This is a genomic window from Bacillus sp. CBEL-1 (assembly GCF_004348885.1).
Lineage (GTDB): Bacteria > Bacillota > Bacilli > Bacillales > Bacillaceae_H > Priestia > Priestia aryabhattai_A.
The window spans coordinates 1308535-1327959 of the sequence record NZ_SBIM01000013.1; the positions used below are offsets into that span (position 1 = coordinate 1308535).

Consider the following 19425-nt stretch of genomic DNA (forward strand, 5'->3'; position numbering starts at 1 on the left):
TTTATTCGTTCATTTGACTTTTCATTTGTTTTAAAATTTTCTTTTCGAGCCTTGATACCTGCACCTGCGAAATTCCCAGACGAGACGCAACTTCTGATTGCGTTTGATCTTTATAATAACGCAAGTATACAATGAGCTTTTCACGTTCTTCTAGCTCTTCAATAGCTTCTTTTAACGCAATTTTATCAAACCATTTTGCTTCACTATGGTCAGCAATTTGATCAAGAAGCGTAATTGGATCACCATCGTTTTCATAAACAGTTTCGTGTATAGAAGAAGGTGCTCGATTTGCTTCTTGTGCCATAACAACTTCTTCAGGTGTAAAATCCAAATGTTCAGCAACTTCTGCCACAGTGGGAACGCGCCCAAGCATTTTGGATAATTCATCTTTTGCTTTTCGAATTTTATTACTCATTTCTTTTAATGAACGGCTTACTTTCACTGTTCCATCGTCTCGAATAAAACGTTGTATTTCACCAATAATCATTGGAACTGCATAGGTTGAAAATTTTACATCATAGGATAAATCGAACTTATCGACTGATTTAAGTAAGCCAATACAGCCAATTTGAAATAAATCATCAGGTTCATACCCTCGATTAATAAATCGCTGTACCACTGACCAAACCAACCTCATATTTTTCTGAACAATTGTATCCCTAGCATTCTGATCACCTTTTTGACTGCGCTTGATGAGGTCTTTCACTTCATGATCTTTTAAATACGGCTCATTTTTTTCCTTTTTGACCTCCACATCCATCGGCAAGTCTCCTTAATTACATAGCGCTTTACTATTTGTTAATTGTTTTTTTAAGTAGACAGTTGTTCCCGCTAAAGGCGCAGATACGACGTTAATTTCATCCATGAAATTCTCCATGATTGTAAAACCCATTCCAGAACGCTCAAGTTCAGGTTTTGTTGTGTAAAGAGGCTGCGTAGCTTCATCAACATCATCAATTCCCACACCGTCATCCTTAATAGTAAGTTCAACCATTCCATTATCATGAAGCGTAACGTCAATGTGTACGATACCTTCTGCGTTATTGTTATAACCATGAATAATGGCATTCGTTACGGCTTCTGAAACAACCGTTTTAATTTCCGTTAATTCATCCATTGTAGGATCAAGCTGCGTAATAAAAGCTGCCACCGTCACCCGTGCAAATGATTCATTTTGACTAAGAGCTGAGAATTGAAGGTGCATTTCATTTTTCATCATGCCACCCCCAGCTTCTGTAGCGCATTTTGTTCACTTGGCTCAAAGCGAATAATCTTAAATAAACCAGACATATTGAAGAGGCGTTCGACCGGCGGAGAGATTGCACATACAACCATTTCTCCTCCATTGTTTCGAACCTGCTTGTACCTTCCTAAGATAACCCCAAGACCTGAGCTATCCATAAACGTTAAGTTCTCAAGGTTTAAAATTAAGTGCTGAATCGCATTTTGTTCTAACTCTTCTGTAATGCGTGCTCTTAAATGCTCTGCAGCATGATGATCTAATTCTCCACCCAATCGAACTAACAGCACATCCTGTTTTAATTCAAGTTCTATAGAAAGACTCACTATACAAACCTCCTATCAGTCGTATAGTCAATCTTTCGCTATAGCAAAGACGGATTCCTTCTAAGTGACAAAACTAGTAGCATTTCGTCAATGTTAGTCGTTTTTCTCAAGATGTTTGTGAAAATAGTGAAAACGTACGCTTAAACAGCTGCCAATATGAAGCAATTTCAACGTCGTCTTCCGCAACAAGTGGAGATGTACTCATAACTTTGCCATCTTTCTTGATAGTAATGGTACCAATCTCATCACCCTTTTTTACAGGAGCATTCAAATTTTTATCAAGCTTCACTTCTGTCTTCATGTCCTTAGCTGTTGTTCCTTTTTTCGTAAGAGCAGATAATGGCTCTGACGTTACAGCATTTACATATTTTTGCTCTCCTTTATTAACTTCTACCTTCTTAATTGGTGCGTCTTTTTTATATAAAGGAGTGGTTGTATACTGACTAAATGCATAATCTAGCATTTTTGTTACTTCATTATTTCGCTCTTTAGGCGTATTTGCTCCAAATACAACTGCAATGACGCGCATATTTCCCTTTTTAGCAGTAGCTGTTAAGCAGTATTTGGCTTGTCCTGTGAACCCTGTTTTTAAACCGTCCACACCCGGATAGAATTTCACCAGACGATTTGTGTTTACGAGCCAAAATTTCTTATCTGTGTCTTCTCTTAAATAGTCTTCATATTTACTTGTATAATTAATAATGTCTTCATATTTCAGCAGCTCTTTTCCCATCATAGCCATATCATGGGCAGTACTATAATGGTCATCCACAGGCAGTCCCGTTGGATTTTGAAACTTTGTATGTTTTAAGCCAATTTCTTTGGCTTTTTTGTTCATCATTTCAACGAACTTATCCTCTGAACCGGCTAAATGCTCAGCCATTGCCATTGAAGCATCATTTCCAGATCCAATTGCAATCCCTTTTAATAACTCATTGACCGTCATCTCTTCACCAGGCTCTAAGAAGATTTGTGAACCTCCCATAGAAGCTGCATATTCACTTGCTCTAACTTTGTCTTTGAACGTAATTTTACCTTCATCAAGCGCTTCCATAATTAAAATCATTGTCATAATTTTAGTCATACTTGCAGGTGGGAGTGGTTGATTACTATTTTTTTCGTATAAAATTTTTCCCGTATCTCGTTCAATTAAAATTGCCGATTTAGCTTGTGCCGCTAGCTCTGTAGATTTTTTTTCACTAGCTAAAACAGGCTGTGTCATAAGTGAGAATAAAAAGATGACAACGAGTAGTTTCATAATATTACGCTTCATCTACACAAACCTCCATTCTTTATACAAACCTATTTTTTCCACCGTTGTAAGACTTTATACTACGCTGCCAAATAAAAAAGCATTGAGGTTAACCTCAATGCTTTTTTAATGATTTATTTAGGAATTGTATCGTATACAAGTGGTGGTGCTTCCACCGCTTCTTCACTTAGCTTGATGCTTTCATAAATTCTTTCTTTTACTTTGACAACATCTTCTGTATTACTATGAATGGTTACAAGTGATTCTCCAGCCTTCACGTAGTCTCCGATTTTCTTTTGAAGAACCAACCCTACCGCAAGGTCAATTTCCGATTCTTTTGTTGCTCGACCAGCACCTAACCACATCGCCGCTGTCCCAATAGAATCAGCAATAATTTCAGATACATAACCATCTGTTTTTGCTTCAACTTCCACGATATGCTTCGCTTGTGGTAATTTTGTCGGGTCATCTACAAGAGAGCCATCTCCACCTTGTGATTCTAAAAAGACTTTGAATGCTTCAAGTGCTTTGCCATTATTGATTACCTCTTCTAGCTTTTGACGTGCTTCTGTTAATGATTCTGCTTTTTCAGCTAATAGTACCATGTAACTTCCTAGCGTTAAGCATAGCTCTTCTAAATCCTTTGGCCCTTTTCCCTGTAGAGTATCGATTGCTTCTTTTACTTCAAGCGCATTTCCAATTGCATAGCCAAGTGGTTGGCTCATATCTGAAATCACAGCCATTGTATTACGCCCCACGTTATTACCAATGTTCACCATCGCTTGAGCCAATTCTTTTGCTTCATCCAAGCTCTTCATAAAAGCACCGGCACCTGTTTTTACATCCAATACGATTGCATCTGCCCCCGCAGCAATTTTCTTACTCATAATTGAACTTGCAATAAGAGGAATGCTGTTAACGGTCGCCGTTACATCGCGAAGCGCGTATAGCTTCTTGTCAGCAGGCGTTAAGTTTCCAGTTTGTCCTACAACAGCAACCTTATTTTTATTAACTAAATCAATAAATTCTTGCTTACTAATTTCTACGTCAAAGCCTGAAATAGCTTCTAGTTTATCAATTGTCCCACCTGTATGTCCTAAACCACGTCCTGACATTTTCGCTACCGGTACACCTACAGCTGCCACTAAAGGCGCAAGCACTAGAGTTGTTGTATCTCCCACTCCTCCTGTGCTATGTTTATCAACTTTAATACCTTCAATTGCTGATAAATCAATGACATCACCTGAGTTCACCATTGACATTGTTAAATCTGCACGCTCTTGCTCTGTCATACCATTGAAGAAAATAGCCATAGAAAGAGCGCTCATTTGGTAGTCTGGAATATCTCCATCTGTAAAACCTTTTACAATGAATTGAATCTCTTCTGTTGTAAGTTCTTTGCAATCACGCTTTTTTTCAATTAAATCTACCATCCTCATATTCGTAACTCCCCTTTAAAATAGTATTTGAAAACGGATTCATTATTAGGTGAAAAGCAGCTGTTACACGGTGTGTAACAGCTCCTCTCTTCTTATGAGTGTTGTGGAATTTGTTTTACAATTTCCTTTACTAGTGCTAGAAATTGTTTTTTTACTTTTTCTGTTGTTTCAATTACTTCATCATGATGAAGAGGCTGATCTAAAATTCCTGCAGCCATATTTGAAATACATGAAATTCCTAGGACGCGTAAACTCGCATGACGAGCAACAATTACTTCAGGCACAGTTGACATTCCTACTGCGTCTCCTCCTACAACGCGTAGCATACGAACTTCAGCTGGCGTTTCGTAAGTAGGACCAGTATTTCCTACATATACACCCTCTTGAACAGTAATATTTAACTCACCAGCTACGTCTTTTGCTAATGCACGTAGCTTTGGACAATAAGCAGTTGACATATCCGGAAAACGAACGCCTAGTTCACTATCATTTGGGCCAATTAAAGGGTTCGTTCCAAAATTGTTAATATGATCTGAGATAAGCATTAAATCTCCAGGATTGTAAGATTCGTTAATGCCTCCCGCTGCGTTCGTAACAATAATTGTTTCAATTCCAAGCTCTTTCATAACACGGACCGGAAATGTTACTTTTTCTAAAGAGTACCCTTCATAAAAGTGAAAGCGTCCTTGCATTGCAATAACCGGTACATCATGAATAGTACCAATTACAAGTTGACCTGCATGTCCTTCAACTGTAGATACCGGAAACTCTGGAATATCATTGTACGGAATCTTTACAGCGTCCTGAATTTCATCCGCTAATACGCCTAAACCTGATCCTAAAATTAATCCAATTGTTGGTTGAATTGTCGTTTTACCTTGAATGTATGTTGCTGCTGTATGAATTACGTCTCGCTTCATCTTTTTTCCCCGCTCTCTTAATTTAATTCACGTAAAAAACTTTTTCCAAACTGTGGCATCTTCACACCGAAGTTCTCAGCTACAGTCGCGCCAATATCAGCAAACGTTGAGCGCACGTCAATCTCTTTACCAGTTTTCATACTCGGGCTATAAGCTAGCATTGGAACATATTCACGTGTATGATCTGTACCATGATGAACCGGGTCATTTCCATGATCAGCTGTAATAATTAATAAATCATCATCGTTTAATAATGGAAATACCTCTGCTAAACGATCATCGAATTCTTCAAGAGCTTTTCCATATCCTTCTGGGTCACGACGATGACCAAACAACGCATCAAAATCAACTAAGTTTAAGAAACTTAATCCGTTAAAGTCCATTTTTAATGTGTCAATTAGCTTATCCATTCCATCCATGTTGGACTTTGTACGAAGTGACTTTGTCACGCCTTCCCCATCATAGATATCAGAAATTTTCCCAATGGCAATGACATCAAGATTGCTATCTTTTAATTCATTCATGACTGTGCGACCAAACGGCTTTAGTGCGTAGTCATGTCGATTTGCTGTACGTGTAAAATTGCCTGCCTCTCCAAGGAATGGACGAGCGATAATACGCCCAATCATATATGGATCGTCTAGTGTAATCTTGCGAGCATACTCACAAATCTCATATAGTTCTTCAAGCGGCACTACTTCTTCATGAGCTGCAATCTGTAGCACAGAATCTGCTGAAGTATATACAATTAACGCACCTGTTTTAACATGTTCTTCGCCAAGCTCATCTAAAATTTCTGTTCCTGACGCAGGCTTGTTACCAATAATTTTACGTCCTGTTTTCTCCTCTAGCTTTTTAATAAGCTCATCTGGGAATCCATCAGGAAATACGTTAAATGGTGTATCAATATTAAGTCCCATGATCTCCCAATGCCCCGTCATCGTATCTTTCCCTGCTGAAGCTTCTTGCATCTTTGTGTAAACCGCTAACGGCTGTTCTGCTGGTTCAATTCCTTTAATTGGACGGATGTTACTTAAACCGAGCTTGCTCATGTTCGGCATCTTTAAGCCGTTGCGATGCTCTGCAATATGCCCAAGTGTATCTGCTCCCAAGTCATTGTATTTTTCTGCGTCTGGTGATTCGCCAATTCCTACAGAGTCCATAACAACTAGGAATACGCGCTTGTATGTAGATGATGACATCTTCATTCCTCCATATTTGTTGTAAATTTCACTTCACTCATGAAGCTATAATAAACCATACTGTAATCGTATAGTTTCCAATATATTATAAAATTCCCTTTAAAGAAAAGTTTAACCATAATCTTTATTGGTCAGAAGTCTGACCTCTATAGTATAAAAGGTTTTTTCTAATTTGTACACAGAAAATGAAAGTGTTTTCAATTAAAGAACGACATTGCTAGAAACAATGCCGTTAACCCTCTACCTTTAAGCACGCGGATGAAACTGATTATAGACATCTTTCAACCTTGTTTTTGTTACGTGCGTATAAATTTGAGTCGTCGAAATATCTGCATGCCCCAACATTTCTTGAACTGCTCGAAGATCCGCTCCATTTTCAAGCAAATGTGTAGCAAAAGAATGTCGCAAGGTATGAGGCGTTAATTCTTTTTCAATACGCGCATCTTTCGCTAATCCTTTTAAAATCTTCCAGAACCCTTGCCTTGTTAGTCGTTTGCCGTGATGATTCACAAACAAAGCATGTTCTCCCTGCTGCTTTTTCGTTAAAACAGGACGAGCCTGTGCTAGGTACGCTTCAATTGCTTCCGTTGCCATTCGTCCAAGTGGCACAATTCGCTCTTTGCTACCTTTTCCAAAACAACGAACAAAGCCCATTGTTAAATGTGCATCTTCTATGTTTAAGTTCACAAGCTCTGACACACGCATGCCCGTTGCGTAGAGAAGCTCCAGCATCGCTTTATCTCGCAATCCAAACGGCGTAGACGTATCAAAGACTGACAGAAGTGCTTCTACTTCCTCTGCATTTAATACTTTCGGTAGTTTTCGTTCAAGCTGCGGCGTTTCAATATGAACGGATGGATCTTGTTCAGTCACTTTCTCTCGAAGTAAAAATTGGTGAAACGAACGAATCGATGCGATATGCCTGGCAATTGTTTTTGATGATTTTTGCTGATCTGTTAAATGCTTAAGAAAACTCACAATATGTGCTCTCGTTACAGCATTCAGGTGATTCAACTGCTCGACATGTTCTAAATACTGACTATATTTCTTTAAATCCCGCTCATACGAATCGATTGTATTTTTAGCTAAACCTCTTTCTACTATTAAATAGTGAATAAAATCTTGAACTTGATCCTTCAATTGCCTCTACTCCCCGTTTTGATAAAACATAAATAATCTTTCAATCCACGTTTGATCTTCATATACATTCATTTGCATTACTTTCACTGCTGATCCGCTCGGCTCATCATAGCGCTTATAGTCTTGGTATTCTCCTGACACCCATACCATGCCGAAATAGAATAGTAGCGTGCAGCCTGTAAATAAAATAAATACTTTACAACTATTATATACTAGCTCAACCCATGATTTCATTAGACATATCCTCCAATTTTCAACACTATTAAAAGATATGCCAATCTGGACATGTTTTATACCTACTTTACCCTACCTAATTCAGGATTAATTAATGTAAATAAATTACAAATATGTTAAAATACATTTAAAGGAGGTAAAACAATGACCACTACTTATTTTTAATTGCTTTAGTATCAACCGCAATATGGTATGAAGTCTCTCGAGAAACAATGAAACCATCTAAAGAAATAAATAACTACAAGCTTATTACGCTACTATCTGCGGGTACTCTACTAGCCGTACCATTAACGGTTTCACTTTTTCAAAACCTTCCATTCTATTAACTTTCTACGACTAAGCTAAGCGCTTATAAATACAGCACTGAGCTTAGTTGTTTTCAAAAAAAAACAAAAACCTTCTCCCAAAAGGAAAAGGCTTATTTCACTCGTCTTTGTTTTCATCTTCGTCTTGACAACGATGACAAATGCCATGAAACGTCAAGCGGTGATCTTTAATTTTAAAACGCCACTGCTTTTCAACAATCTCTTCTACATCTTCAAGCAAGTCCTCTTGAATTTCGTCCACTGATCCACATTCGATACAAACTAAGTGATGATGAAAGTGTGCAGCCCCTTCTTGACGAAGGTCGTAGCGAGACACGCCATCACCAAAGTTTATCTTATCAACAATTTTTAATTCTGTTAGTAATTCTAAAGTTCGATAAACAGTTGCTAAACCAATTTCCGGAGACTTTTCCTTGACGAGGAGATACACATCTTCGGCACTCAAATGATCCTCTTCGTGTTCAAGGAGTACTCTTACAGTCGCCTCACGTTGAGGTGTCAATTTGTAGCTTGCTGAGTGCAACTGTTGCTTTATTCGCTCAACTCGATTTTCCATAACATTCCCTCCCTCGCCATTCACTCATTTATTATATCAAATGTGGAAGGGGTGTCAAAATAAAATTATTATAACGTAAATAAAAGAATGTTTTTAAAATAAGAATAACTATTATTTATTTACTAAGCTCATCATCGTTTTCATTAATGTAGGAGAAACATAACCTTCAATTAAGGATGCACACGCAATTAGAACAAATACTCCTACTAGGATACCACTGTAACGAAAGAAAGAAGCAGCCACCTGTTCCTTTGCTCCCTTAAAGAACTGCTGACGAATAAGCTTTAGAGAAAATGCTACGGAAGCTGTTGTTAAGATTAAAAATGCAGGTATTAAGAAAATGTTTTGTGGCATTACCGAAACAAAAGATAGCGCAAAGCCGGAAAGCCCCATACGATTCACTAAAAATCCAACCGTAAACCCAATAACCATTCCTTTAATAAAAAGTAAGATTAACACGACTGGTAGGCCGATGATGGCTATACCCAAAATCCAAATAAGTCCTAGATATTTTACGTTATGAAAAAAGCTTTGTTGAAACATTTCAGTACTTGTGGCGACTTCTCCAGTTTTCACTAGGCCAAAGAAACGGTTTAGATAAAAATAAAGATCTTCTTTTTGATCGACAGTTAAGCTATTGACTACGATAGCTCCAAAGATAATCCCCATTAAAAACAACACTGTTACAAATAAATAAATTGAACTATTATCACGTAAGTGCTGTGTATAAGCACGCTTCACCCACATTTTTCTCATCGTCTTCCCCCTATCAATCACTTGATAGAGTATATGATAGATTCAGCGCAACTATGACAGAGATTACTCTGCTTTTTATAGTAGAATTGAATGTTAGTTACTCTCCTAGGGCACTTCGAAGCTGTAAATATTGAACGGCATACGCTGTTTTGGCATCGTAAATTTCATTTACTTGAATCATGTGAAGCGCTTCTTCGATGCTTACTTCCACCACTTCAACAAATTCATCCTCATCTAGGCTTGCTTTTGTTTCCATAACTTCTAACTTCTCAGCTGTATAGAGATGTACAAGTTCATCGGCAAAGCCAGGGGACGTATAGAAAGAAATAATATGTTTCAGTTCTTTACATGTATAACCCGTTTCCTCTTCTAGCTCACGTTTTGCTGTGGCGATAGGTTCTTCTCCTTTTTCAAGTTTACCTGCTGGAATCTCCACTAAAACTCGATCCATCGCTTTACGATATTGCTTGACCATTACTAGCTTATGGTCAGCCGTTAATGCAATAACAGCAACTGCTCCAGGATGCTTAACAACTTCTCTTGTGCTCGTTTTCCCGTTCGGGAGCTCTACCTCTTCTACCTGTAAATCAATCACTCTTCCTTTAAAAATCTCTTTTTTCGCAAGCGTTTTTTCAATTAAATGATCCATTTTATCCACCTCGTTCTAAATTTAAATCCTTTACATATATTCTATCATATGACTTTTAGGAGGTAGAAGAAATGAAAGTTTATGTAGAAGGTAAGCAAGTAATTCTAGTAGGCAAAGCATGGGAAATCCGTCAAAAGCTAAAAGAATATGGTGCACATTTTCAATACGTTCACGAATGGGTCTCTTCTATTTCAAATGAATCAAAAAAGGTAATAAACAGTTAAGCAGTGCTAGCTAAGCGCTGCTTTTTTTTATGCATCGTTGAGTGAATTAGTTGAGTTTATAAAAATATCCAGGCTACAATATAATAGATAAAACGGATTTAAAGGAGTGGATAGGATGAAAAAAAGGCAGCTAGGTTCTTCCAATCTATTGGTTAGTGAAGTTAGCTTGGGATGTATGTCTCTAGGAACAGATATGAAAAATGCTGAGCGCATTATAGATGAAGCCGTTGATCTTGGTATCAATTATTTTGACACGGCTGATTTATATGATTTTGGTATTAATGAAGAGATTGTTGGTCAAGCGTTACAACATAAACGACAAGATATTATTTTGGCTACAAAAGTAGGAAACCGCTGGAATGATGTTGAGGATGGTTGGCGCTGGGATCCATCAAAAGCATACATAAAAGATGCTGTAAAAGAGAGTTTACACCGACTAAAAACTGATTATATTGATTTATATCAGCTGCATGGAGGCACAATTGAAGACAACATTGACGAAACAATTGAAACGTTCGAAGAGCTAAAAAAAGAAGGACTCATTCGTGAATACGGAATTTCGTCTATACGCCCAAACGTTATTCGCGAATTCGTAAAAAAATCTTCAATTGTGAGCGTAATGATGCAGTATAGCCTATTAGACCGTCGACCTGAAGAAAGCGTGCTTCCCCTTTTAAACGAACATACTATCAGCGTGGTAGCAAGAGGTCCCGTTGCAAAAGGATTGCTAACCAATCAAGCTTACCAAAAGCTTTCTTTAAATAACTCAGGTTATTTAACTTATACGAAAAAAGATTTAGAACAGCTTATACCTGCTCTACAGACAGTGGAACCAGACTTAAATCACGCAGCGTTAAGTTACTGCCTTTATCATCCTGCTGTTGCGTCAGTAGTAGCTGGAGCAAGTAGTCCAGCTCAGCTTCGTGAAAATGTACAAGCTGTTGAAAAGCTTCCATTAAGTGAACTGCACTATGAAAAGCTTCAATCATTAACTCAAGCAAATAAGTACGAAGCGCACCGCTAAATAAAAGCTCTTGCCAATAAGGCAAGAGCTTTTATTTAAATTCATTCCATTTCAAATTACTTTCATTAAATAATTCTTCAAATGATTTATTTTTTTCTCTTTCTTTTCGAGCGCGCTCTTTCTCTTTTTGCTCTTCCTCAATTCTCTGCTCTTCACGCTTCGCAAGCGCATGTTTTTTTGCCTGAAGCTGCTTTACTAAATCGCTATTCAGTTGATCTTTTAAGCTAATTTGATCATCTTTCTTCTTTTGGCTGTTCTTTTGCTTTTGTTTTGCCATCATTATTCACCCACTGCAATTAAATTATGATAGACATTTTACCATAAGCAAATACCTACAACAATTAATTAAAATGCATCTAGCTTTACATTTTCGTCTACTGCTAAATCTGGAGCGGTTGATTGAATAATATCATCGACCGTATAGCCTGATGCTACTTCTATAAGCTTTAGTCCGCTATCGGTTACATCAATCACAGCACGATCCGTAATAATGCGGTTCACAACGCCTTGACCTGTTAAAGGAAGCGTGCATTCTTTTAAAATCTTAGGCTCGCCTTTTCTAGTCACATGTTCCATAATAACAATAATGCGCTGAGCTCCGTGGACAAGATCCATGGCCCCACCCATGCCTTTAATCATCTTTCCTGGAATCATCCAGTTTGCTAAATCACCAGTTTCAGAAACTTCCATACCGCCTAAAATCGCAATGTTAATATGACCACCACGAATCATTCCAAACGACTCAGCGCTATCGAAATATGCTGCTCCATCAATGGCTGTTACGGTTTCTTTACCGGCATTAATTAAATCTGGGTCTACGTCTTCTTCTTTTGGATACGGTCCAATACCTAATAATCCATTTTCTGACTGCAGTACCACCGTTTTATTGTCTGAAATATAATTGGCAACAAGTGTTGGAATACCAATACCTAAGTTTACATAAAATCCATCCTGAATTTCTTTTTCTGCTCGCTTTGCAATTCGCTCTCTTACATTTACACCATTTTCAATCATCATAACCGCTCCTCTCGTTATTTTTGAACCGTTAAGCGTTCAATACGTTTTTGCTGTTCACCAACAATTAAAGACTGAACATAAACACTCGGTGTATGAATCATATTTGGATTTAATGTACCGGTTTCGTGAAGTTCTTCTACTTCAGCGATTGTCACTTTACCTGCAGCTGCAATCATTGGACTAAAGTTGCGAGCTGTTTTATTGTATATAAGATTTCCCATGTAATCAGCTTTCCAAGCTCTTACCAAGCTGACATCTGCCACTAATGCTTCTTCTAATAAATATTCTTTGCCATCAAATATTCTCGTTTCTTTTCCCATCGCAATTGGCGTGCCAACTCCTGCTGGTGTATAAAAAGCTGGAATCCCTGCTCCTCCAGCACGAATCTTTTCTGCAAGCGTCCCTTGTGGTAAGAGCTCTACTTCAATCTCTCCTGATAGAACTTGACGCTCAAATTCTTTATTTTCACCAACATAGGAACCTATCATCTTTTTAATTTGCTTGTTTTTTAATAATAACCCTAGTCCCCACTCATCAACTCCACAGTTATTGGAGATAACCGTTAAGTCTTTCACCCCTTTTTCGACTAACGCTAAAATGAGATTTTCCGGAATGCCACAAAGACCAAATCCTCCAACCATAATTGTCGAACCATCTTTTACTGGCTTAACTGCTTCAATAAATGATGTATGTACCGGTTTCATACATAACCCACCCCTTTGATTTTTTGAAAACGCTTACTTTTTTATTATAGAATATTTAGAACTTTTTTTAAATATATAACTAGCAATTATAAGTAATTATTTTTTCGTTCGAAAAAGTTATAGGTATTTTCTATACTATATGCCCACTATTTAAGAACGTTCACTTCGTTTAAGAATATATATCATAAAAAAAAGCCATGAATGGCTAAAATAGCTTCATGGCTTTTTGTTTTATTATGGACGTTCTACTAATGTAGCCACACCTTGTCCGCCACCAATACATAGCGTTGCAAGGCCTAGCTTCGCTTCACGTTTTTGCATTTCATGAATAAGAGAAACCAACACGCGAGTTCCACTAGCTCCTATTGGATGTCCTAGTGCAATTGCTCCACCGTTAACGTTTAATGTTTCTTGGTTAAATTTAAGCTCACGATCAACAGCAATTGACTGTGCTGCAAACGCTTCGTTTGCTTCTACTAGCTCAACATCCTCTAAAGATACTGCTGCTTTTTCCAATGCTTTTTTTACAGCGCTTACTGGGCCGATTCCCATAATACTTGGGTCAACACCAGCACTTGCATTAGATTTAATTGTTACTAAAGGTGTTAAACCTAGCTCATCTGCTTTTTGACGGCTCATTACAACAACAGCTGCAGCACCATCATTAATACCAGAAGCATTTCCAGCAGTTACAGAACCATCCTTTTTAAATGCAGGACGTAACTTGCCTAAGCTTTCTGCTGTTGTACCAGCACGTGGAAACTCATCACGATCAAAAATGGTTACTTGACCTTTGCGTCCTGGTACTTCTACAGGCACAATCTCATCTTGGAATCGTCCTGATTCAATAGCAGCCTCTGCTTTTTGCTGGCTAGCAGCTGCAAAAGAGTCCTGTTCTTCACGCGTAATGCTATATTTATCACATAAATTTTCAGCTGTAATTCCCATATGATAATCATTAAAAGCACACCATAATCCATCTTGAATCATGCTATCAACGACTTTTTGATCTCCCATTTTAAATCCATTGCGAGCATTCTTTAACAAATATGGCGCTTGGCTCATATTTTCCATTCCACCCGCTACGATAACTTCAGCATCACCAGCAAGGATCGCTTGAGTTGCAAGATGAACTGCTTTTAGTCCTGATCCACACACTTTGTTGATTGTTAATGAAGAAACTGTTTCTGGTAATCCAGCTGCAAGAGCTGCTTGTCTAGCCGGGTTTTGACCTAATCCAGCTTGCAAGACGTTCCCCATAATTACTTCATCTACATCATTTGCTGCGATTCCTGCTTTATTTAGTGCTTCTTTAATGACTACTCCACCTAAAGTTGGCGCAGAAACATTTTGTAAGCTTCCCCCAAAGCTGCCGATTGCCGTTCTAACAGCGCTTACAATGACCACTTCTGTTTGACTCATGTCGTTAACCTCTCCTTACTGTTTGATTACTGTCACATATATGCTTATTCGACAACCAACTTAATTTTCCTGTTGTAATTTCGATTATTTTGTAAAGATTTATAATTTTTATTGAATTTAAACTTCCATCCTTTAAAATAAGTAATTGAAAGCGTTATCAAAAAAAAGGAGGAGAATTATGTCATTACCTTCTAAAGCAACCATCATTGAAGTGGGGCCGCGAGATGGGCTCCAAAATGAAAAAGCGTTTGTACCAACTCCTGTAAAAATTCAGTTTATTTCTTTACTAAAAGAAGCTGGCCTATCGGAGATTGAATTAACTTCTTTTGTGTCGCCAAAATGGGTACCTCAAATGAAAGATGCAAATCGAATTATGCAAGCATTTCCATTGCAGCATTCTACTAATGACCGTCATATTGTTCTCGTTCCAAATGAGCAAGGCCTAACTAAAGCTCTTGAAGAAAATTGTCAATCTGTTGCTTTATTTATCGGCGTCAGCAACTCGTTTAACCAGCATAATATTAATAAAACTACCACTGAAGCTCTTCACCAGCAGCTACCTCTTATTGAGAAGCTTAAAGAACGTAACGCCTACATTCGCACATGCATATCAACTTCCTTTTATTGTCCGTATGAAGGGAAAATTAATCCAGACAAAACCATTGAACTGTGCGCACGCTTTGTAGAAGCTGGCGTAAACGAGCTAAGCATCGCAGATACAATTGGAATGGCTAACCCCAAAGACGTTTTTACTCTCTTTTCATCATTGAAACGCGCATTTCCTACGGTTTTGCTAAATGCACACTTTCACGATACAAGAGGAATAGCCATGGCTAATATTTATGCTTGCCTTCAAGCTGGCGTCATGCGCTTTGACTCTTCAGCTGGCGGAATTGGCGGATGCCCATTTGCTAAAGGTGCAACAGGAAACATTGCAACAGAAGACTTAGTTTTTATGTTAGATGAGATGGGTGTTCAAACAAACGTTAACAGTGAAAAGCTTCTGGCTGCTGTTTCGTATATTGAACCTTACCTTTCACATCCAATTTCAAGCAAACAATATCGCCTCTATCAATTAGCTAAGCAATAAGAAAGTAAAAAAGCACGGTAGAATCTACCGCGCTTTTGCTGACTGGTCAATAATTGACATTCTTGGATTTAAAATTTGGGATGGACTTTTTAGCATGAATGTTCCAGCAGCATCACTGTAATCAATCGTCATATTATCATCCATAAACACTTGCTTTGTTTTCTCAACAAGAATGTCACCACCATTTGTTGAAACAACAACATCATCAAATTCTTTATCAGCAACAATCCAAAGTGATGTAACGCCGCTTACAACACAGCCACAGCCGTCCGTATCATATTTCAATTTTAAAAACAGAGATGAGTTTTGGTCATATTTTTCAGCCACTTTTTCAAGAGCACGATTAGTAAATGTAATATTCATTCTATCGCTCCTTTTAAATAAATGTATAAACGATGCGAACATGTTTATATAATGAAGTATAATATACAATGCTCACTCCATAAACTATTACGCTCATTAATATAGACTATGGAAGAGCGCTTATCATACATAAGGAGGAATTAACTTGTCAAAAGTTCAAATCAAGGTAATGGATAACGGATCATTTCGAGTGACTGGTGATGTTGAATTGATCGATGCTGAGGGTAATAAGTATGAAACGAAACCCACGTTTTCACTATGTCGATGTGGCATGTCACAAAAGATGCCCTTTTGTGACGGAAATCATAAAGGTAAATTTGAGTCTTGTGTACGTGCTAAAGCCGTATTAGACGAGTAATCTGTAACTGCTTCAATGAGTAATAACTCCTCTGTATCTGGGCTAGCTACAGATTTAGATTGATTCGGATGTAATGCTGAACAAGAGGCTGTTACACCTCTCACTCGAACAATGGCTATTGATGATGAACGGGAGACTGCATTACGGTTGATGGAGGTCACACGGCATACACACGTCCTGGTAAAATGCTTTATGACCCAGCCTACAAAAAATAAGCTCATGCCCATTGAGGGCATTGAGCTTATTTTTTATAAAACGCATTTCCTGCTAGTGTTTCAACCAACCGAGGCGCAACCTGATAAATTGTAGAGCCAATGCCCATCCATCTTGGCAAGTTAATCTCTCGCTTATTGGTGCCAATAGATTCAACGACTTTTTTTGCAACATCCACTGGGTCAAGCATCATATTTTTCATGCTCTTTTCATAGGAACCTGTTTGATCGGCAATTGTAAAAAAGTTGGTTTGAATTGGACCTGGATTAACTGCAGTGACGCGCACATTAGTTTTAGCAATTTCGAGACGTAGTCCATTTGTAAATCCTAATACAGCATGCTTTGAAGCAGCGTATCCGCTAGATTTAGGCGTAGCAAGCTTACCTGCTTGAGACGCGATATTAATAATGTGACCTTCATTTCTTTCTAACATAGCTGGTAAAACAGCTTTCGTACACGCGATTAGCCCTAGTACATTTACTTGAAACATGGACGAAATTGTATCCATCGAAGCTTCCGTCACTTCCTCAAACACACCAAAGCCAGCGTTGTTAATCAGCACATCAATTTTAGGAACATCTTCCAGAATTTTACCTATGACAACTTCAACATCACTTAGATTGGCAACATCTAATCTATATGTACGGCAAGTAACTCCATGCTTCTCACTAATCTGTTCTGATACTTCTTGAAGGCGGGCTTCATTTCTAGCAACAAGGATTGGGTTAGCTCCTTTTTTAGCTACTTCATAGCTAATCATTTCTCCTAATCCGCCAGATGCACCCGTAATTAAAATATACTTTCCTTTAAGATTATTCATTTTTACACCTCAATTGTACAAACTCAGTGTTTTTAATCTTATCTTTCTATACTTAAAAAAACAAGCTCAATGAGTATGATAAACAAAATGATTCCCTTCATATTGACAACTAATTTGGCGGAGGCTTTCAAGGTAGTCTAGTTGCCCTACCGTTTCAGACATCGTCAACCCTAATTCTTTTTCATACACGGATGGAAACAAGAATTTACAAACATCGAATGCAGACATCGGCTTGTTCTTTAAAAGCTGATATACTTTTTCAGCTCGTTCTCTTTGCTTAGCTAGTCGTTCTGACACAAGCTTACTTACTTCATTCACTTCATCTCCATGGCCTGTGTAGATACATGAAATAGGCAATTCAGAAAGACGACGAAGGGATGCATTATATTGAAGCATTGATTTCTTTCGTTCCTCACCTTCATGATACGGAGGCTCAATAAGTGGATTAGATGAAATATGCTTAAGTAACACATCTCCCCCAATTAAAGTTTCGCTTTGCTCGTGATATACAGCAATATGACTTTGAGCATGCCCTGGCACTTCAATAACACTCCAATCTTCCAAACCTTTTATTAGACTACCTTCTTGAATTTGAGTTGTTAGTGACCTGTCACAAGAATACTTCATTGAATGACGTAAGCCTTTTAGATATTTTCGAAACCGTTCATCTACGCCAAGCTGTGTGAAGAACCCGGTGAAAAATTCGTCATACCGATCAAAAAAAGCGGAATCTTTTGAAATCCACGGCTCGTTTCTCCAATGTCCAATTACAGGTGTATCTGGTGAAAAATAATCAAGCATACCTACATGATCCGGATGATGGTGTGTCAGTAATACTTGATCGATATCTTCTACATGTAAGCCAATTTCATTTAGCTGTTTCGTAAAAGAATTCCAAGCTTCTTCGGTCTTCACCCCTGCATCAATTAAAGTAATGGATTCCCCTTTTAGTACATATACATTTACATCTCCAACTGCAAAAGGTGTTGGCAATATGAACTTGTGAATTTGTTCCTTCATAACGTTGTCCCCTTCTAAGCAATGACGTTTTCTTTAAGTGTACACGATTCCAATATACATTCATACAATATGCTTTCTTTTCTGAAAATTAGATTGACATCCATCATTTTCTCAGTGCATAATTACAACAATATGCTTATAAAATCAACTAATAGAAGAAAGCTTATATGTATTAAATCCAACGACTTCATACAGAACAAAAAGTATTTTTATTCATTAATAAGTATATAAAAAGGAGGTTCATCCCTTGATGAAACAACCATTAAATATTGCTTTTATCGGTGCTGGATCAATGGCTGAAGCCATGATTTCAGGGCTAATTAGCACAAATAAATTTAAACCTGGACAAATTCACGTTACAAATTACAGCAACGACGCACGACTTCATGAATTACGTAATCAATATAAGATTAATATTACCCGAAATATTCCTTTAATCGTTCAAAAAAGCGATGTAATTATATTGGCAGTCAAACCAAAAGACGTTGTAGAAAGCATTGAAAGTATTAAACCTTATATCCATAGAAGCCACCTTATTATTTCTGTCCTTGCAGGAGTGTCAACAACGAGCATCCTATCGTTATTTCAACACGATGTGCCTGTTGTTCGAGCTATGCCAAATACTTCTGCTTCAATTGGTTTGTCTGCAACAGCTATTTCCAAAGGAGAGCACGCTAACGACGAGCATATAAAACTAGCAGAAACTCTCTTCCATACAGTTGGAACGGTTACAGTTGTTCCTGAAGAACAGCTACATGCCGTTACAGGCTTATCAGGCAGCGGACCCGCATACGTTTATTATTTGGTAGAAGCGATGCAAAAAGCTGCGCTACATCAAGGGCTTGAATCAGACGTAGCGAAAGACTTAATTACACAAACATTAATTGGTGCAGCTCAAATGCTTCGAACGTCTCCAAAGAGTCCTACGACGCTACGAAAAGAAGTTACAAGTCCAGGGGGGACGACAGAAGCAGGGCTAGAACAGCTGACTGATTACGAATTTCAAGAAGCCCTTATCCAATGTATTGACAAAGCTACACTTCGCTCAAAACAATTAGGCGAAGCCATTGATGAAAAAATGATGAGCAGTCGTACGTCACGTTAAAACCTCAGCATAGTGCTGAGGTTTT

Annotated in this window: 25 protein-coding genes; 5 read left to right on the forward strand and 20 right to left on the reverse strand. The window is 38.0% G+C overall.

Features of this window, described 5'->3' with window-relative positions; all coding sequences use genetic code 11:
• Position 1 precedes the first annotated feature (1 nt).
• From sigF to EPL02_RS16665, 12 genes are all read right to left on the reverse strand, one after another.
• Entirely contained in the window at positions 2-760 is a 759-nt protein-coding gene (gene sigF / locus EPL02_RS16610; protein ID WP_094910699.1) for an RNA polymerase sporulation sigma factor SigF, read from the reverse strand.
• Positions 761-772: 12 nt separating this feature from the next.
• A complete protein-coding gene (gene spoIIAB / locus EPL02_RS16615; RefSeq protein WP_094910700.1) occupies positions 773-1216 on the reverse strand; it encodes an anti-sigma F factor in 444 nt (147 codons plus the stop codon).
• Positions 1216-1566 (reverse strand): anti-sigma F factor antagonist, encoded by a 351-nt coding sequence (gene spoIIAA, locus EPL02_RS16620; RefSeq protein WP_094910701.1) that lies wholly within the window; start codon positions 1564-1566, stop codon positions 1216-1218. Before spoIIAA ends, spoIIAB begins: the two co-directional genes overlap by 1 nt.
• Positions 1567-1672: 106 nt before the next feature.
• Entirely contained in the window at positions 1673-2839 is a 1167-nt protein-coding gene (locus EPL02_RS16625) for a D-alanyl-D-alanine carboxypeptidase family protein (protein WP_131888259.1), read from the reverse strand.
• Between the two features lie 113 nt (positions 2840-2952).
• A complete protein-coding gene (locus tag EPL02_RS16630) occupies positions 2953-4257 on the reverse strand; it encodes a pyrimidine-nucleoside phosphorylase (protein ID WP_094910703.1) in 1305 nt (434 codons plus the stop codon).
• Positions 4258-4349: 92 nt separating this feature from the next.
• On the reverse strand, positions 4350-5177 hold the full coding sequence (locus EPL02_RS16635) for a purine-nucleoside phosphorylase (RefSeq protein WP_131888260.1): 828 nt from the start codon (positions 5175-5177) through the stop codon (positions 4350-4352).
• Positions 5178-5194: 17 nt separating this feature from the next.
• Positions 5195-6379, reverse strand: a complete 1185-nt coding sequence (deoB, locus tag EPL02_RS16640; protein ID WP_131888261.1) for a phosphopentomutase — start codon at positions 6377-6379, stop codon at positions 5195-5197.
• A 246-nt stretch (positions 6380-6625) separates the two neighbouring features.
• A complete protein-coding gene (xerD, locus tag EPL02_RS16645) occupies positions 6626-7519 on the reverse strand; it encodes a site-specific tyrosine recombinase XerD (protein ID WP_131888262.1) in 894 nt (297 codons plus the stop codon).
• Between the two features lie 6 nt (positions 7520-7525).
• Positions 7526-7753: a YqzK family protein gene (locus EPL02_RS16650; protein ID WP_025909098.1), complete on the reverse strand. Its 228-nt coding sequence runs from the start codon at positions 7751-7753 to the stop codon at positions 7526-7528.
• Between the two features lie 423 nt (positions 7754-8176).
• The gene (gene fur / locus EPL02_RS16655) at positions 8177-8635 is read right to left on the reverse strand and encodes a ferric iron uptake transcriptional regulator (protein ID WP_094910708.1); all 459 of its coding nucleotides are present in this window, start codon (positions 8633-8635) and stop codon (positions 8177-8179) included.
• Between the two features lie 111 nt (positions 8636-8746).
• A complete protein-coding gene (gene spoIIM / locus EPL02_RS16660; RefSeq protein ID WP_094910709.1) occupies positions 8747-9391 on the reverse strand; it encodes a stage II sporulation protein M in 645 nt (214 codons plus the stop codon).
• A 97-nt stretch (positions 9392-9488) separates the two neighbouring features.
• Positions 9489-10040, reverse strand: coding sequence for an NUDIX domain-containing protein (locus tag EPL02_RS16665; RefSeq protein ID WP_094910710.1), 552 nt, complete (start codon positions 10038-10040; stop codon positions 9489-9491).
• A gap of 71 nt (positions 10041-10111) precedes the next feature.
• Here EPL02_RS16665 and mciZ point away from each other — a divergent pair, with 71 nt between their 5' ends.
• Together mciZ and EPL02_RS16675 are read left to right on the forward strand one after the other, a co-directional pair.
• The gene (gene mciZ / locus EPL02_RS16670) at positions 10112-10264 is read left to right on the forward strand and encodes a Z-ring formation inhibitor MciZ (protein WP_094910711.1); all 153 of its coding nucleotides are present in this window, start codon (positions 10112-10114) and stop codon (positions 10262-10264) included.
• A 115-nt stretch (positions 10265-10379) separates the two neighbouring features.
• Complete coding sequence (locus EPL02_RS16675; RefSeq protein ID WP_094910712.1) at positions 10380-11288, forward strand: aldo/keto reductase; 909 nt, start codon at positions 10380-10382, stop codon at positions 11286-11288.
• Positions 11289-11319: 31 nt separating this feature from the next.
• On the opposite strand, the gene EPL02_RS16680 is transcribed toward EPL02_RS16675, so the two are convergent.
• The 4 genes from EPL02_RS16680 to EPL02_RS16695 all read right to left on the reverse strand — a co-directional run bounded on the left by EPL02_RS16680 (position 11320) and on the right by EPL02_RS16695 (position 14431).
• Entirely contained in the window at positions 11320-11565 is a 246-nt protein-coding gene (locus EPL02_RS16680; RefSeq protein WP_094910713.1) for a YqkE family protein, read from the reverse strand.
• 68 nt (positions 11566-11633) lie between these two features.
• On the reverse strand, positions 11634-12302 hold the full coding sequence (locus tag EPL02_RS16685; RefSeq protein ID WP_094910714.1) for a CoA transferase subunit B: 669 nt from the start codon (positions 12300-12302) through the stop codon (positions 11634-11636).
• A 17-nt stretch (positions 12303-12319) separates the two neighbouring features.
• Positions 12320-13009, reverse strand: a complete 690-nt coding sequence (locus EPL02_RS16690) for a CoA transferase subunit A (RefSeq protein ID WP_094910715.1) — start codon at positions 13007-13009, stop codon at positions 12320-12322.
• Between the two features lie 234 nt (positions 13010-13243).
• Positions 13244-14431 carry an acetyl-CoA C-acetyltransferase gene (locus EPL02_RS16695; RefSeq protein WP_094910716.1) on the reverse strand — a complete coding sequence of 396 codons (1188 nt, stop codon included), beginning with the start codon at positions 14429-14431 and terminating at the stop codon, positions 13244-13246.
• A gap of 178 nt (positions 14432-14609) precedes the next feature.
• Here EPL02_RS16695 and EPL02_RS16700 point away from each other — a divergent pair, with 178 nt between their 5' ends.
• Positions 14610-15521 carry a hydroxymethylglutaryl-CoA lyase gene (locus EPL02_RS16700; protein ID WP_094910717.1) on the forward strand — a complete coding sequence of 304 codons (912 nt, stop codon included), beginning with the start codon at positions 14610-14612 and terminating at the stop codon, positions 15519-15521.
• A gap of 24 nt (positions 15522-15545) precedes the next feature.
• Here EPL02_RS16700 and EPL02_RS16705 read toward each other — a convergent pair whose 3' ends face one another.
• Positions 15546-15884, reverse strand: a complete 339-nt coding sequence (locus EPL02_RS16705) for an iron-sulfur cluster biosynthesis family protein (protein WP_094910718.1) — start codon at positions 15882-15884, stop codon at positions 15546-15548.
• Between the two features lie 169 nt (positions 15885-16053).
• Here EPL02_RS16705 and EPL02_RS16710 point away from each other — a divergent pair, with 169 nt between their 5' ends.
• Entirely contained in the window at positions 16054-16242 is a 189-nt protein-coding gene (locus EPL02_RS16710; RefSeq protein ID WP_175384181.1) for a CDGSH iron-sulfur domain-containing protein, read from the forward strand.
• Here EPL02_RS16710 and EPL02_RS20990 read toward each other — a convergent pair.
• From EPL02_RS20990 to EPL02_RS16725, 3 genes are all read right to left on the reverse strand, one after another.
• Positions 16188-16403, reverse strand: coding sequence for a hypothetical protein (locus EPL02_RS20990; protein ID WP_165932542.1), 216 nt, complete (start codon positions 16401-16403; stop codon positions 16188-16190). The genes EPL02_RS16710 and EPL02_RS20990 overlap by 55 nt on opposite strands.
• An 80-nt stretch (positions 16404-16483) precedes the next feature.
• Positions 16484-17275, reverse strand: a complete 792-nt coding sequence (locus tag EPL02_RS16720; RefSeq protein ID WP_131888263.1) for an SDR family NAD(P)-dependent oxidoreductase — start codon at positions 17273-17275, stop codon at positions 16484-16486.
• Between the two features lie 66 nt (positions 17276-17341).
• Positions 17342-18295 carry an MBL fold metallo-hydrolase gene (locus EPL02_RS16725; RefSeq protein WP_131888264.1) on the reverse strand — a complete coding sequence of 318 codons (954 nt, stop codon included), beginning with the start codon at positions 18293-18295 and terminating at the stop codon, positions 17342-17344.
• 250 nt (positions 18296-18545) lie between these two features.
• On the opposite strand from EPL02_RS16725, the gene proI reads away from it, so the two are divergent.
• Positions 18546-19400 (forward strand): pyrroline-5-carboxylate reductase ProI, encoded by an 855-nt coding sequence (gene proI / locus EPL02_RS16730; RefSeq protein WP_131888265.1) that lies wholly within the window; start codon positions 18546-18548, stop codon positions 19398-19400.
• Positions 19401-19425: the final 25 nt, after the last annotated feature.